Origin of the sequence: Acinetobacter sp. NIPH1876 (assembly GCF_022808535.1) — a bacterium.
In the GTDB taxonomy this organism is placed as follows: domain Bacteria; phylum Pseudomonadota; class Gammaproteobacteria; order Pseudomonadales; family Moraxellaceae; genus Acinetobacter; species Acinetobacter higginsii.
In genome coordinates this window covers 60,133-73,616 of record NZ_JALGBR010000004.1, presented here as the reverse complement: position 1 = coordinate 73,616, position 13,484 = coordinate 60,133, and the positions used below count along the sequence as shown (strand labels likewise).

The 13,484-nt window shown below is 39.0% G+C and carries 15 protein-coding genes and 1 tRNA gene; 7 read left to right on the top strand and 9 right to left on the bottom strand.

The genetic code is table 11. The features are described 5' to 3' along the window. Positions 1-32: 32 nt before the first annotated feature. Genes queF through MN869_RS05585 form a run of 3 tightly spaced genes read right to left on the bottom strand, consistent with a single transcriptional unit; the run spans position 33 to position 2,550 of the window. On the bottom strand, positions 33-848 hold the full coding sequence (gene queF / locus MN869_RS05595) for an NADPH-dependent 7-cyano-7-deazaguanine reductase QueF (RefSeq protein WP_243306969.1): 816 nt from the start codon (positions 846-848) through the stop codon (positions 33-35). Continuing rightward, the gene (locus MN869_RS05590) at positions 845-1,618 is read right to left on the bottom strand and encodes an ABC transporter permease (protein WP_033132988.1); all 774 of its coding nucleotides are present in this window, start codon (positions 1,616-1,618) and stop codon (positions 845-847) included. Before MN869_RS05590 ends, queF begins: the two co-directional genes overlap by 4 nt. Beyond that, positions 1,615-2,550: an ABC transporter ATP-binding protein gene (locus tag MN869_RS05585; RefSeq protein WP_004654024.1), complete on the bottom strand. Its 936-nt coding sequence runs from the start codon at positions 2,548-2,550 to the stop codon at positions 1,615-1,617. The genes MN869_RS05590 and MN869_RS05585 overlap by 4 nt, the downstream gene beginning before the upstream one ends. A 273-nt stretch (positions 2,551-2,823) precedes the next feature. On the opposite strand from MN869_RS05585, the gene MN869_RS05580 reads away from it, so the two are divergent. Beyond that, positions 2,824-2,899 (top strand) — tRNA-Arg (locus tag MN869_RS05580). 92 nt (positions 2,900-2,991) lie between these two features. On the opposite strand, the gene MN869_RS05575 is transcribed toward MN869_RS05580, so the two are convergent. From MN869_RS05575 to MN869_RS05555, 5 genes are read right to left on the bottom strand one after another with little or no spacing between them, the layout of a single operon-like run. Next, positions 2,992-3,258, bottom strand: a complete 267-nt coding sequence (locus MN869_RS05575; protein ID WP_243306958.1) for a hypothetical protein — start codon at positions 3,256-3,258, stop codon at positions 2,992-2,994. Next, positions 3,255-3,782, bottom strand: coding sequence for a hypothetical protein (locus tag MN869_RS05570; RefSeq protein ID WP_243306948.1), 528 nt, complete (start codon positions 3,780-3,782; stop codon positions 3,255-3,257). The genes MN869_RS05575 and MN869_RS05570 overlap by 4 nt, the downstream gene beginning before the upstream one ends. A 9-nt stretch (positions 3,783-3,791) precedes the next feature. Continuing rightward, positions 3,792-4,487: an AAA family ATPase gene (locus tag MN869_RS05565; protein ID WP_243306946.1), complete on the bottom strand. Its 696-nt coding sequence runs from the start codon at positions 4,485-4,487 to the stop codon at positions 3,792-3,794. Positions 4,488-4,499: 12 nt separating this feature from the next. Next, the gene (locus MN869_RS05560) at positions 4,500-4,763 is read right to left on the bottom strand and encodes a hypothetical protein (RefSeq protein WP_243306944.1); all 264 of its coding nucleotides are present in this window, start codon (positions 4,761-4,763) and stop codon (positions 4,500-4,502) included. After that, positions 4,764-5,072: a hypothetical protein gene (locus MN869_RS05555; protein WP_243306940.1), complete on the bottom strand. Its 309-nt coding sequence runs from the start codon at positions 5,070-5,072 to the stop codon at positions 4,764-4,766. It abuts the gene before it with no gap. 16 nt (positions 5,073-5,088) lie between these two features. On the opposite strand from MN869_RS05555, the gene MN869_RS05550 reads away from it, so the two are divergent. From MN869_RS05550 to MN869_RS05540, 3 genes are read left to right on the top strand one after another with little or no spacing between them, the layout of a single operon-like run. Continuing rightward, on the top strand, positions 5,089-6,123 hold the full coding sequence (locus MN869_RS05550) for a hypothetical protein (protein WP_243306937.1): 1,035 nt from the start codon (positions 5,089-5,091) through the stop codon (positions 6,121-6,123). A gap of 29 nt (positions 6,124-6,152) precedes the next feature. Next, on the top strand, positions 6,153-7,340 hold the full coding sequence (locus tag MN869_RS05545; RefSeq protein WP_243306928.1) for a glycoside hydrolase family 104 protein: 1,188 nt from the start codon (positions 6,153-6,155) through the stop codon (positions 7,338-7,340). Then, positions 7,330-9,513: a hypothetical protein gene (locus MN869_RS05540; RefSeq protein WP_243306926.1), complete on the top strand. Its 2,184-nt coding sequence runs from the start codon at positions 7,330-7,332 to the stop codon at positions 9,511-9,513. The genes MN869_RS05545 and MN869_RS05540 overlap by 11 nt, the downstream gene beginning before the upstream one ends. On the opposite strand, the gene MN869_RS05535 is transcribed toward MN869_RS05540, so the two are convergent. Then, positions 9,514-9,741, bottom strand: coding sequence for a kynureninase (locus tag MN869_RS05535; RefSeq protein WP_243306923.1), 228 nt, complete (start codon positions 9,739-9,741; stop codon positions 9,514-9,516). It lies immediately after the preceding gene. A gap of 63 nt (positions 9,742-9,804) precedes the next feature. On the opposite strand from MN869_RS05535, the gene MN869_RS05530 reads away from it, so the two are divergent. From MN869_RS05530 to MN869_RS05520, 3 genes are all read left to right on the top strand, one after another. Further along, entirely contained in the window at positions 9,805-11,994 is a 2,190-nt protein-coding gene (locus MN869_RS05530; protein ID WP_243306920.1) for a hypothetical protein, read from the top strand. An 18-nt stretch (positions 11,995-12,012) separates the two neighbouring features. After that, on the top strand, positions 12,013-13,035 hold the full coding sequence (locus MN869_RS05525) for a YqiA/YcfP family alpha/beta fold hydrolase (protein ID WP_243306918.1): 1,023 nt from the start codon (positions 12,013-12,015) through the stop codon (positions 13,033-13,035). A 65-nt stretch (positions 13,036-13,100) separates the two neighbouring features. Beyond that, positions 13,101-13,478, top strand: a complete 378-nt coding sequence (locus MN869_RS05520; protein ID WP_243306915.1) for a hypothetical protein — start codon at positions 13,101-13,103, stop codon at positions 13,476-13,478. The last annotated feature ends 6 nt before the right edge of the window (positions 13,479-13,484 follow it).

The window sequence follows — 13,484 nt, the reverse complement described above, 5'->3', positions numbered from 1 at the left end:
GAAGAACGTCCTCTATATCAAATTTATTCGTTTTATTGTCGTACCAAGCGAATTGGCTCGGGCATCCATGACAAATCTGATACTCGGCATGGGTTAATATCCAAGCCCCCACGGCGAGTATAAGTTGCATAGACCATCAGTTTTTCTGGTTTTAACAGTTGCCAAATATCCGCAAATATTTGCTCAACACATTGTTCATGGAAACCATTATGCTGACGGTACGAGATAATATAAGCTAAAATGCTGCGATAACAAGGCTTTTTACCTTGCAAACGAATAAAAACAGTGCCCCAGTCGGGCTGACCCGTCACTGGACAATTGCTTCTCAATAAATGTGAATACAACTCGATTTCAACCTCATCTTCAGCGCTTGTATCTAACTGCAACAAAGTCGAATCAGGATGTTCTGATAAACGCTCAGGAATGAGATCGTCAATACAGATCCCTTGAGGTTTAGAAATCGCTAAATCATCAACTTGAAACAGTTGCAGCTCGACTTTAGCACCCGCAGCATTAGATAAATCACCTTCAACGGTTTCAATAAAGGCTTGCTGAGACTCAAATTGGGTGAAGTTCATGCTGTTGAAATAAAGTTTAAGCGACTTTGATTCAATTAAATTGGGTGAATGGGCTGGTAATGTCAAACGGCCAATCGCAACTTGTGGTAAGCCAAGTTGGTTCAACCATGAAATTTCAAAAACATGCCACCAGTCTTTACCCTGCGTAATTCCGTCAACATGTAAATATTGCTGACGTGACTCGGCACGAGCAATCGGAAATAAAACATCGGGTTGATATTGAGTTGGGTATTGGGTGTCTTTACCCAATAAAGAATGTTCAACACTCATTCACGCATTCCTGAACCACGAGCTAATAAATGATAGGCAACTGCATAGAGGACAACACAGCACAACGTCACGATGCCTAAAGAGAAAGATACATTGACATCGCTATGACCCAAGATACCGTAACGGAATGCATTGACCATATATACAATTGGATTAACTAAAGAGACGTTTTGCCAAAATGGGCTGAGTGCACTAATGGCATAGAACACACCACCTAAATAGGTGAGTGGTGTCAATACGAAAGTCGGGATAATTGAAATATCATCGAAGGACTTGGCATAAACCGCATTGATAAAACCGCCCAGTGAAAATAATAATGAAGTAATGATGACGGTATATATAGTCACAAATACATTATAAATTTCTAGATGAGTAAAGAATAGGCTCATTATCGTGACGATCAAACCAACCAATACACCACGGCTAACACCACCAATCACATAACCCCATAAGATTAAGTGTAAGGGTACTGGGCTCATGATCAGTTCTTCAATACTTTTCTGGAATTTGGCACTAAAGAAGCTTGAGGAAACGTTAGCATAGCTGTTGGTGATCACGGCCATCATAATTAAGCCAGGCACAATAAACTGCATGTAGCTAAAGCCACCCATTTCACCAATACGTGAACCCACCAAGTTGCCAAAAATTACGAAGTACAAACTCATGGTAATTGCTGGTGGAAGTAAGGTTTGTGGCCAAATTCGCATAAAGCGACGAATTTCTTTAACCACTAAAGTCCAGAGTGCGGTTTGTAATTGACTGAAATTCATTGATCCGCTCCTGCAAGATTTTTCTCGACCATTTTCACGAACAATTCTTCCAAGCGATTCGATTTATTCCGCATACTGCTGACTTGGATATTCTGTGACTGTAATAACAAGAACAGATCATTCATGCTATGCGCTTTGTCCATCGTTACTTCTAAGGTGACGGGGTCAATTAAATTGAATTTAAAACCAATAATATTGAGATCAAATCCATTGATCGGCTCAGCTAAATCAAAAATGAATGATTCTTCATTCAGCTGATTGAGGAAACCTTTCATCGAGGTATCTTCTTTAATCACACCGCGGTCAATGATTGCGATGCGACGGCACAGCATTTCTGCTTCTTCTAAATAGTGTGTTGTGAGAATGATGGATGTGCCATTTTCATTCATTTCGGTGAGGAAGTCCCACATCGAACGACGCAACTCAATATCAACGCCAGCTGTCGGTTCATCGAGGATCAGCAGTTTAGGTTCATGCATCATCGCACGTGCAATCATCAAACGGCGTTTCATACCACCAGAGAGCATACGCGATTGAATATTACGTTTTTCCCATAAACCGAGCTTTTCTAAATAATGTTCAGCACGTTGTTCGGCCAATTTCTTCGGAATGCCGTAATAACCCGCTTGGGTCACTAAAATATCGAAAGTTTTTTCGAATTGACCAAAGTTAAATTCTTGAGGAACAACGCCAAGACATTGTTTTGCATGTGAGGGATGGGTATCTAAGTTATGCCCAAAAATCTCAACTGAACCAGATGTTTTTTTGGTTAAAGAGCTGATGATACCAATCGTTGTCGATTTTCCTGCACCATTAGGTCCTAATAATGCATAGAATTCACCTTCAGGTACGGTAAGGTCGATCCCTTTTAACGCCTGAAAACCATTACGATAAGTTTTGGACAAACCGCTCAACACCAAAGCATCAGTCATAAACGTCTCACGTTGTTAAATAGAACGGGTATTTTGAGCGATATGAAAAAATAAACCAAGTAGAAAAATAGGTTTATGGCGTGTTAAAAACAGAACGTTGTCTGTTGGGCTTGATTCAAGCGTAAGGAGATCGGTTTTTGTTAAATTAAACTGTTTAAAAGTAATTAGATAATTCTATAAGACCAAAATCGTTGTTTTAATAGGCAATAAACATTTTTGTTTAAGGCTATGTATTTACCAATATGCTTTTTTTGCCTATGATGTGGCTCGCATGCGCTCATAGCTCAACTGGATAGAGTACAGGTCTCCGAAGCCTGTGGCGTGGGTTCGAGTCCCGCTGAGCGCACCAAACCTTTTAATAAAATCAATGATTTATAGTGTGTTTGGCGTAAATTTGGCGTAACTGCTTAAAAATCTCTACCTTTACATAGAAAAACCCCGCTAAATTTTGCGAGGTCTTCCTAGTGTCTTTTTCAATGTATCAGGTCTTTCACTTAACCATTTTGATACTTGCGCTAAATTCCATCTTCTACCTTTTATAGTCTCTGTCACAAACTTTGGTTTAGGGAAATCCTTTAAGCAAATAATGGCTGCTTTAAAATAACCCTTTTCGTAGTTCAGAAATTCTGCTGCTTGTTCGTCAGTCATCCAGATATCGGATGGAGGTAGGGCAACTATTAAACTTCCAATATTAGTCATTGAGCTCATTCTCCCTCCGCAGCTTCAATCATGGCTTTATATAAGCCTAAGCTCAGTATTTCTGTACCTACTTCATATTGTGTGTATTCATCATTTGCGTGATGTTTTTCAGTAACAATGTCTTCAACACTGTAACCAGCAGACTCAATAACAACCCCATAACAAAGTTCATTAAAGTTGCCATCTTCATTAACATGATGTCCATCTGCGACTCGCTCTTGATACCACTCTAAATTAGCCAATGCCTCTTTTTGGGCTTCGTCTAGGGTGTTGTGGTATTTAAAGCCATCGCCGTTAAAATCATGGCTAAAGTATATTTGATGTTGTGGTGTGGCTTTGGCTTTTACTGCTTTTAGTTGACCTAATGTTTGCTGTGTTAGCTCACCCAAATTTACTTCAGGTGAAATGGCTTTATTTTCATTATTTGATAACTGCATTACTACAGAATTAACATCAACTTGATTGTCTTTGAGTAGCATTAATAGAGAATTGATAACAACGGTTGATACTTTTGCTAAGTTCTGAATATCCATCACGCCACCTCAATAATCGTTCGGGTAGTAAATATCTTCAGGATCAAAATCATCCCAAACCAAATAAGCACCGCCGAAATAGAGGGCGCAGATCAATTTTTCATATTCGCTGTAAGGACTAATTACCTCTTTACCAAGAATGTTGCCACGAACCTTACCAGCATATAGTTCATAGCATTTATACCCATCATGAAGCTTGAATTCTTTATTCTTTCGATCAATGAAGACTGGGCTCAGATTTAAGCAATTTTCAAAACTAAAAGTATGTGTTTTAGCTGATCTATAGCTACTAGTTGTCTCTGGCTCAGCTTCAAATCCGATGCCCCAATACCCATCAGCAACCTCAGAATCCTTAAATAAAATATTAGGTTTTTCCCAACAGTTTTCCGCTGCTTCCTCTTCATTACTTTCAATAAATGCTTCAAAAAGTTCAGACATTAATACAATGGTGTCAAAAACCACGGTTTGATATGGTTCAAGATCATCAGGAGAGATATTTACAATATCATTCCAACATTCAGCCACAACAACGTCAGCACGTCGGTTAACACCAGTACGGTAAGCACCTTTATCAGCATCGATAATCAGGGCCTTATTTGCAGTCATACCAAGGGTGGTTTTATACATACCAGGATCACCGTAAAAATAAACCTTGATTGCATTTACAGTGATAGGTTGAGTTGGAGAAATAATATTAATAGCCATGATAAGTTCCCCTTAAGCCCAGCGATTATGTTGACGTTGTTTTGCATTAGCACGATGCAAACTAAAAGCAGCCTGATCCAAGATTTCACGAACCATACTTGGTCGAAGCCATGGTTTTTTTGCATGCTCAGCAGCATTCACAAGAACCAAGTCATTGTTACGAGTGCGTTTAAAGATTCGATGACTATCATCCATCACATAGGTCACAGGGAATTTTGTTCCGACTAAAACAACATGATTGCCGTTGTCATCGCGTTTTTGGTATTTAGCGAACATTTACACATCCTCCACTAAATGATGCTGCAAGATATAACCAACGATCATTGCGTTGATTTGCTGGTGGTCGCTTGCATTTGTGAAGTCGCTGAACTCTGTACCATCAAGAGTTTTGATCTTGATTTCTTTTAGTTCTGAAACTTCAACATTAGTGAACTCAGTACCATGAGGACCATAGCTATCAAGTACGGTTATATAGTCGAAATCAACATTTAGAATAAAGTCATCCAGCGTGATGATCGCCGCGCCAGTTGCAGGGCCAGTCAGCCTTAATGACTCAAGGCCATAAGTTGAAGGTGTATAAAACAAAGCATTACAAGATCAAATGAAAGCTGAAGCAGATATTGCTAAAACATCGAGTGAGGCATACAAAAACAATCAGCAGGGAGCTGGCTTTGGTGTTGATAATTCCCAAAAGCGTCTCGGTGCTATTAACGGTGCTATTACGCAGGGAGCAATGACTGGGGATAAAACACAGGTACTTTTAGGTCTAGATGGTTTACGTCGTACCGGCATGATTAGTGATGATGATTATACAAACTTTTCTTCAAAACTAAATTTAATGACGCCTAATGATATTAAGCAATGGGGTCAGGGTGTTGTTCTAAGTGGCGCAAAGGACCCATCTTCTTATTTTTATCAAACTGCTAATAATGCTGCTGATAACGCTCAATCTGATATTAACAATCAGCGAACAACACAAGCATCTATTTACAGCACTGATAAAAATTATGATCTTGGACAAAGCAGACTCCAACAAGATCAGCATCAGTTTGATACAAAACTTGAATATCAACGTCAGCAAGACGAGATTAAAAACAGGCAAGGTGAGGTTAAAGAGTTTGGCGGGAAGGCTTATGTTGTCTATAAGGATGGTACATATCGGCCTGCGCTAGATGCTAATGGACAACACATATCAAGTGCTAGCCCTAATTCTGCAAAAATCCAAAACGATCAGCGTGAAGAAACAATGCGTATTGATCGAGTGGATGCAATTTTGCCAGAAATTGAGAAGATATTACCAAACGCCACAAATAGCTATCTTGGTACTGGCGTGGATTTAATGGGTAATGCTTTTGGTTATTCAACTGGTGGATCTAAAGCAACAGCACAACTTAAAACGTTATCTGGACAACTTGTTTCACTTATGCCGAAAATGTCTGGACCACAATCTGACAAAGATGTCGCAATGTATAAGGAGATGGCGGGTAACCTCAGCGATCCAACCATTCCAATAGAAACTCGAATGGCTGCGTTACAAACCATTCGCGAGCTAAACAGTAAATATAAATCAATGTCATCAGCAGGACAGCAACAAAAAACTGTGGATGCAGCACATGTTCAATCTTTTTTCCAATAGGAATATATAAGCCTATTCATGGGTGATATATGGCAAATTTAGCACAACTTCAACAAGCTTATAACAACCCAAATGTGCGCCGTTTACTTGATGTTATTGCGAGTGCAGAAGGTGTTAAGCATGGCTATAACACTATGTTTGGTAATCAGCGTTTTGGTGATTTGTCTGCACACCCAAACATACGCAAGTCATTTAGACAGACTGATGGACAAACTAACTACACAACCGCAGCGGGGCGCTATCAGTTTATTAAAGGAACGTGGGATGGTTTAGCGCGTCAATATGGGTTTCGAGATTTCTCGCCACAATCGCAAGATCTTGGAGCAATTGCATTGATTGCGCAACGTGGCGCGCTTCAAGATGCGATAAATGGTAACTATCAAAAAGCGATTAGTAAGCTTGGTGGTACATGGGCATCACTACCAAGCTCCCCATACGCCCAGCCTAGACGTTCTCAAGATTGGATTAATAAACAGCTTGGTGTAAATGGTGATGCGAGACCAGTGGATTTCCGAATACCAGTGCAAAGGTGGTCTGATCTAACCAGGCAGCAAGACAATGCTGCAAGTAATAGGGTGCCCACCCGAAACTGGGCTGACTTAACTGGCAACAAAAATGGTAATACAACACCAAAGAGCGGTAGTGCAGCAATGTTCTTTGGCGACAGCATTGCAAATGGATATCGTCAGCAAAACAAATCTGCTGGTGAGACATTGGATGGAGCTAGTCCAATTGCTGTTTTAAATCAGATACAGAAAGCGTTAAAGCAAAACCCCAATGCATTGCGTGGTCAAAACATTGTGTTATCAAGCGGGTATAGCAATAACGTCAATGATACTAGAAGCATTGAGCAGCAGCTCTCATTGTTAAAAAATGCAGGTGCAAACGTGCAGCTCATGGGTGTGGCAAATCAATACAACAAGTTCAATCAAAATGGCGCAGCGATGAACAGTAACTTGCAAAATCTTGCTGGAAAGTATGGTGCGTCATTTTTAGGTGGCTTTGATGCTGGTAGTGACTTAGTTCACCCAAAGTCATATCGAGATAACTACGTTGGTAAGTTTTCGTCTATTGGTGCTCCAATGCTAACTCAAGACAATAGGCCACAGGCACTGAATTGGGCTGAATTAACAGGGCAGAAAAGCAATCCCGTTGTAGATAGTCGATTACCTACAAAAAGTTGGGCTGAATTAACAGGTGGTAAAAATGGCGGGTGAACAAACACAGGCATTCATTGCAAAAGAGCGTCAGGCTGGTACACCGGATATTAAAATTTTCAACAAAATGCTTGATGATCAAAATTATGTGAAAAGCATTAGAAAGGCAAATGATGCTGGGTTATCTAATCGAGAAATTGCCGCAGGACTTGGCCTAAATATTGAGCGAGTAGTTTACGATCCAAATGGTGATGGTAAGCGTGAAATGCTGCGACAAGCTAAAGATGCTGGCAAATCACAGGCGTGGGAGTCTGGACTACTGGGATTTTCTGATCTTGGTGCTGGTATTGCTCAGGGGGCTGAATATGTCGGTGATGGTATGAGTAAGGGGATTAATAAGGTTACCGGTTCAAAGTTAAGCACGGATAACTATGAGCGATTTACACGTGAGCGTAAAGATATCGAAGATTGGCATAATTTGCGCCGTGAAGCCAATAATCAAGATTTTGACTGGACTCGACTTGGTGGTCAGATTGCAGCTACAGCACCAATGGCCGTGCTTGGTCGTGGTTATAATGGCACAAAAGTCTTGTCAAAAGCCAGCATGGGTGTAACAGCTCAGAATGCTGCTGTTGGTGCCGCTATTGGTGGATCTGGATTTGCTGAAAATGCAGATAAGCGCATGACTAACACAGTGCTGGGTGGTATTGGTGGTGCTGCTGGTGCAGTCATTGGTGAAAAAATTGGCCAAGGATTAAATAAGGGTGCCAATGCATTAAAATCGCAAGCTAGTCGATTTTCAACAGAGCAAACAAATAGGATTCTACAATCCGTTGATCAAAAGCTTGATGATGTTCTAAGGCAGAATGGTATTTCATTTGGTGACTTATCCAGTACAGTGCAAAAAGGCTTGCGTGATGATGCTAAAAAGATATTGCTATCAGGTCACGAGCTTAATCCAGAAACTGTTGCGCGTAAGGCTGTACTTGATCGACTTGGCTTAAAGGGAACGAAAGCACAGTTGACTGGTGATGCAAAGCTATGGGGACAACAGGCAGAGCTTGCGAAAATTAATGGAGCTGGTGATCCAATTCGCAACAAATTGATCGATGACAATGTTCAGCTCAAAAGTTTGCTAGATGATGCATCCGCAAAAACTGGCGGCAAAGCAACAGATCAATACGGTGCGATGCAAAATGCACTTGATTCAATCGATGGTCAACTTGCGCAAAATAAAAACTTTGTGAGAGAGGCGTATGCAACTGCACGTGCTGCACCCGGTAATGACATTCCCCTCGATGGTCGTGGTTTTGCGAATGATGCATTTACTGCACTTGATCAAAACTATGCAGCATCAAGCTTGCCTGCGAATATTCAGAAGATTATCAAAGATATTAATGATAATCCTGACTTGTTCACACTAGGTAAGTCCGAGGAACTAATTAAAGTACTAAATCGTGAATTTAAAGCAAGCATGCAGAATGGTCAGCCTACAAGTGCATCACATGCAATCGGGATTGTGCGAGATGCATTAAATGTTCGCCAAAGCCAAGCTATGCAGGATCTAATATCAAACGGTAATGATGTTGCACAAGCGTATCAATTTGCCCGAGGTGCACATAAATTTAATGTGGAGCAGATCGAATCAATGCCTTTACTGCAGGATGCGTTGAAGGGTGTTGAGCCAGATAAGCTTTTTAACAAGCACGTATTGAACGGAAATGTTGCTGAATTGGGTAAAACAGTTGATTTACTCAACAATGTAAACCCTCAAGCTGTTAACGACATCAAGCAACAAGTAATCGAGTACATATCAAGCAAGGCTGTAAATCAGAACGGGCAGTTTAGTCCAGCTGGTATGAAACGTGCGCTTGATTCAATCGGATCACGCCGCCTATCAACCATGTTTGATACCAAAGAGCTTCAGCATATTCAAGATATTGGTAAGGCTGGGCATTACCTCGTTACTCAGCCAGCGCATTCATACGTCAACAATTCTAATACCGCTTCGGCTGTTATGAATTACCTGGGCGGAATGGTTGATAAACCTGGTATGCGTGTGTTGTTGTCACCAGTTAAAGATATCAAAGATGGTATACAGGTTGGGAGAATGATGCAGACTAATCTGCCAGCGGGCCAAGTGACAACACAACCTGCAACACAAGCTAAGCTATCGCTAATAGACAAGCTAACAAAGGCCGGCCTTCTTGGTGGTGCCAATATATCTGACTAGTCACTCATCCCATGAATGACCATTAGCACCACAGTTTCGCTCTAATGAGTCCATGATCTGGTTGACTGGATATTCTCCTTTTTTCCAAGAATCAATGCTTGCTTGAACTATAGCTCTGCAATTTTTTGGCAACCCAGTTTCACTATAAGTCGGCTTGCTATTTTGTTGATTGCATCCAGTTAAAAATATTAATGCAGTTAATAAGGCAAAGTTCTTCATATTAATCATCAAATTAAACCCTCACCTCTAGTATGCCACCGCAATGGTGGCTTTTTTATTGCAGGTCAAAAAATGCCTATTGAATTACCAAAACCAATCGCCGTGACACCTGTGCCAAATGTACGCTATCGAGAGTTCACAAAGTGTGGTCAAAAGCCGTTATCGGGTGGTGAGATTTGGACGTATGAAGCCAATTCAACAACACCAAAACTTACATATCAGGATCCTTACGGTTTCTCTCCAAATACAAACCCGATTATCTTAGATGCTGCAGGTGAAGCAGATATTTACTTAAATGGCACCTATCGTTTTGTTGTTAAAGATAAGCGCGGTGTTGTACAGAAGGATGTTGCAAAAATCGGTAGTTGGTATAGTGGAGATATCGAGGATCAGTTTAAAAGCTTAAATGATGCGCTCGAGAGTAGTGCAGAGCAATTAATGCAGCCTCTACAGGATGCTATTGACACTGCTCTTGCAGCTGGCGCGGGGGAGGCTGGTTGGGTAGACAATCTAATTATCACTGAACATGGTCGTACCCAGCGCGACAAAAATAACGATTCAATTAGTCTGCATGACTATTGTCGATTGAATGGAACAGATGAAACTGTAGGATTTTTAAAGGCTGTTTATGCAGCAAAAATTAAAAATAAAAAACTAGTCGCATTCTATGGAAAAATACGTATTTCATCAGATGTTAATTTACGCAACATAGCTTGTGATATATCAACACTTGATATTATTTGCTTAGAAACAGCTAAACTTATAATTGGTGGTAGTGCAGGTAATGGCGTGGAAAACCCTGATCAACTGATTGGCTCTGTTAGAAATTTAAATTATCAATATGATGTTGAAAAAATAATTAATCCAACAATCGTGTGTATTGGTGCTAAAGATCAATACATTAAAATTCGATTCTCACAATACATATTATTTTACCAATCTACTGATCCTGCTACTTATCCAAATGATGCATCGCAAGCATATTCAACATTTGATATTGGTTATTCAATCAAAATAGTAGTTGATACAGATCCACGATTTCAAAATGGTGGTAGTGATGATGGAGCAGGATCTCGAATTCAATGGTTTAATGAAAATACGATCAATCTAAATCGCTGTATCGGTTTTTTTATGCGTGGGAACTACAACCATAATGCGAATATAATTAATGGTGGGAGTTTTGAGGGGAAATCCAAAATATATTTAGAAGATGGTGGAAGGAATAAATTTAAAGATATTCGTTTTGAAGGTGCAGAATATGATATTTATTGTGGTCCAAGAACAGATTCCAATCTGTTCGAAAAAAAATTTTACGGTTCTACTGCAAATTTTTGGACATTCAACTACAAAGATTTTGGTCAAATGAATATGTTTAGAACCACATTTGATCAAAATGCAAATGTTGAAACAGTTCTAAGTATTTCATCTGATGAAGAAATTCAGTTTGATGGTAAGTTTGGTAATTATAATTATAGAACTCCTTCGAAAGTAGCCCTTAAATCCAATGCATCAGGAGCAAGATTATTATCTGAAGTTAATAAGATTGCATTCCTGAAAGGTGATTACCTGCTAATTTACTCAGAAAATTTAGATATGACTATTAGCACATATATTGCTACCGTTGATTGCTTTGATAAGTATGGTAATTTAATCGATTTAAGTTCTGTTAGCTTTGATTCTGGAAACTTTAAACTAACTTCGCAAAAAGGACGATTAGAAGGCTCCTTTAATACATCTGGAGTACAAAGACTTTGTTTTCTTAAGAAGAATGTAATTGATATTGCTTATATTGACCTAAGAATCCTGTCCGCAGGTGACATATCTAAATCTAAAGCAAAATCTATTGTTGCAAAGAGGGTTAATTTTAGTGACTCAAAATTACGACATGTTAGTGATAGTTTTAGTAATAATTCATTTTTTTCCTTAATTTATCAAAAGCCAACAGCTGTTATTGCTCCAATTGGAACAATATTTCAAAAGTATGATGGGTCAGAGCAATATATTTGTTCATTTAGTACCACAACATTTTTATCATCTAATGCTGATCTTTCAGCATTAACAGTTAATATTAATGGTTGGAGTGTGTCAGGATTTGGTGATGCTAAACCAGGTGATAAGATTGGTATTGAATTGAATAATGGAGCAGTTCACTGGTCAGAAATCATATCCATTAGCTTAGGTGTTGTTGTGCTTAAAAGTGCTTTGATTTACAGTGCAGACAAAGAGAACCTAGTCTATATCTCACGCTTATCTAATTTTTAATAACTTATAGGGTTAGTAATGTTCTGTATTACGCAAACAGTTGAAAACAATCAAGTGAAAGTTACCTCAACAGCAAAATTGCAAGGTATTCCTTTTACATATGCATTTTATGTTTATAAGGATGGCGAGCGTATTGAAAAGAAAATGTATACTTCAGATAATCAATTTTCGATTAACACTGAGGGTTTTTATGGGAACCTTCAATTTCAGTGCTTTTTTAAAAACATGAAAACCGCAGAAGTTACTGTTGTTAATGCTGATACAATTAGTTTTCCACGTAAAAAAATCACACTCAGTGATTTGGATTTATCTGTTGATTTAAATGCAGATATTCAAACCAAATGTGGAGATATACCAGTAAATTTCATTAAAAAAGACTCTAGAAAATTAGTGGTTTTTCTAAATGCGGCATTAGCACTTGATGCGCAGAAAAAACATTATCCATACTTCAACCGCATCTCATATCATAAAGATTTGGACTGTAATTGCTTATATCTTTATGATATTAGTTTAAATATGGCTGATAATTATACTATTGGTTGGTATAGAGGTACTACTGAAAATAAGTTAAACGACACTTATGTTGAGATTATCAATAAAGTTATTGCTGATCTTGGTATCAAAAATAAAGATGTTGTTTTGTATGGTAGTAGTGCTGGTGGATTTGCGGCAATGAAATTTGCAGAAAAAATAAATGGAGTAACAGCTGTAGCAATTAATCCACAGGTTGAAATATCAAAGTTTATTGATAAGAATGCTGTTGCGAAGTTTGAAAATATTTTTGATGTGAACTCATACAAAGATGACACTATTATTAATCCTAAAAATCTTGGAAAATCAAAAGTTATTTATGTTCAAAACACCCAAGATACAGATCACTATGAAAACCATTTTAAGCCATTTTGGTCTAAAATTAGTCGAAAATTGAGCGGGTATGACCAAAAATACCATAACTATGCATTAATTTATGATCATGAATCTGGGCACGGAGGGGAGACGCCAGAGGTTTTTGATGAAATAAAGAAATTAGCATTCATGTAATAAAATACTAAATATAAAAACCACCGTTTGGGTGGTTTTTTTATGTCTAAAATTTAGGAAAACCAATGGAACCAGTTTCGACAGGCAGCTTGACTGCCTTTTTAAAATTCTATGGGGCTGCAATTGCTGTAACTTTGGCGATTGCAGCCGTAGCAACAGTTGTCATCATGATGCGCTTTCCACGCTCACCACAGGAGTGGGCAGTTGGCCTGATTTGTACAGTCGTCTCTAGCCTTGCAGGTGGCTCATTCATTATTGTTCGCTGGGGTCTACATGAATGGGTAACAGACATTTGGGGAATGATCGCCCTTGGGGGCTTTTTTTTCGTCTGTGGTTTACCCGGGTGGGCAATTGTACGTTGGACTTTTAACTTCATAAATCGGCAAGAGGGTAAAACCATTGTTGAGGTCGTGAAAGAATTAAAGCAAGTAAAAGATGAATAGTCTAAA

What these genes read in the sequence shown, in the direction of transcription:
- queF (WP_243306969.1), bottom strand. Translation starts at nt 848, where the DNA reads ATGAGTGTTGAACATTCTTTATTGGGTAAAGACACCCAATACCCAACT.
- MN869_RS05590 (WP_033132988.1), bottom strand. Translation starts at nt 1,618, where the DNA reads ATGAATTTCAGTCAATTACAAACCGCACTCTGGACTTTAGTGGTTAAA.
- MN869_RS05585 (WP_004654024.1), bottom strand. Translation starts at nt 2,550, where the DNA reads ATGACTGATGCTTTGGTGTTGAGCGGTTTGTCCAAAACTTATCGTAAT.
- MN869_RS05575 (WP_243306958.1), bottom strand. Translation starts at nt 3,258, where the DNA reads ATGAGCTCAATGACTAATATTGGAAGTTTAATAGTTGCCCTACCTCCA.
- MN869_RS05570 (WP_243306948.1), bottom strand. Translation starts at nt 3,782, where the DNA reads ATGGATATTCAGAACTTAGCAAAAGTATCAACCGTTGTTATCAATTCT.
- MN869_RS05565 (WP_243306946.1), bottom strand. Translation starts at nt 4,487, where the DNA reads ATGGCTATTAATATTATTTCTCCAACTCAACCTATCACTGTAAATGCA.
- MN869_RS05560 (WP_243306944.1), bottom strand. Translation starts at nt 4,763, where the DNA reads ATGTTCGCTAAATACCAAAAACGCGATGACAACGGCAATCATGTTGTT.
- MN869_RS05550 (WP_243306937.1), top strand. Translation starts at nt 5,089, where the DNA reads ATGAAAGCTGAAGCAGATATTGCTAAAACATCGAGTGAGGCATACAAA.
- MN869_RS05545 (WP_243306928.1), top strand. Translation starts at nt 6,153, where the DNA reads ATGGCAAATTTAGCACAACTTCAACAAGCTTATAACAACCCAAATGTG.
- MN869_RS05540 (WP_243306926.1), top strand. Translation starts at nt 7,330, where the DNA reads ATGGCGGGTGAACAAACACAGGCATTCATTGCAAAAGAGCGTCAGGCT.
- MN869_RS05535 (WP_243306923.1), bottom strand. Translation starts at nt 9,741, where the DNA reads ATGATTAATATGAAGAACTTTGCCTTATTAACTGCATTAATATTTTTA.
- MN869_RS05530 (WP_243306920.1), top strand. Translation starts at nt 9,805, where the DNA reads ATGCCTATTGAATTACCAAAACCAATCGCCGTGACACCTGTGCCAAAT.
- MN869_RS05525 (WP_243306918.1), top strand. Translation starts at nt 12,013, where the DNA reads ATGTTCTGTATTACGCAAACAGTTGAAAACAATCAAGTGAAAGTTACC.
- MN869_RS05520 (WP_243306915.1), top strand. Translation starts at nt 13,101, where the DNA reads ATGGAACCAGTTTCGACAGGCAGCTTGACTGCCTTTTTAAAATTCTAT.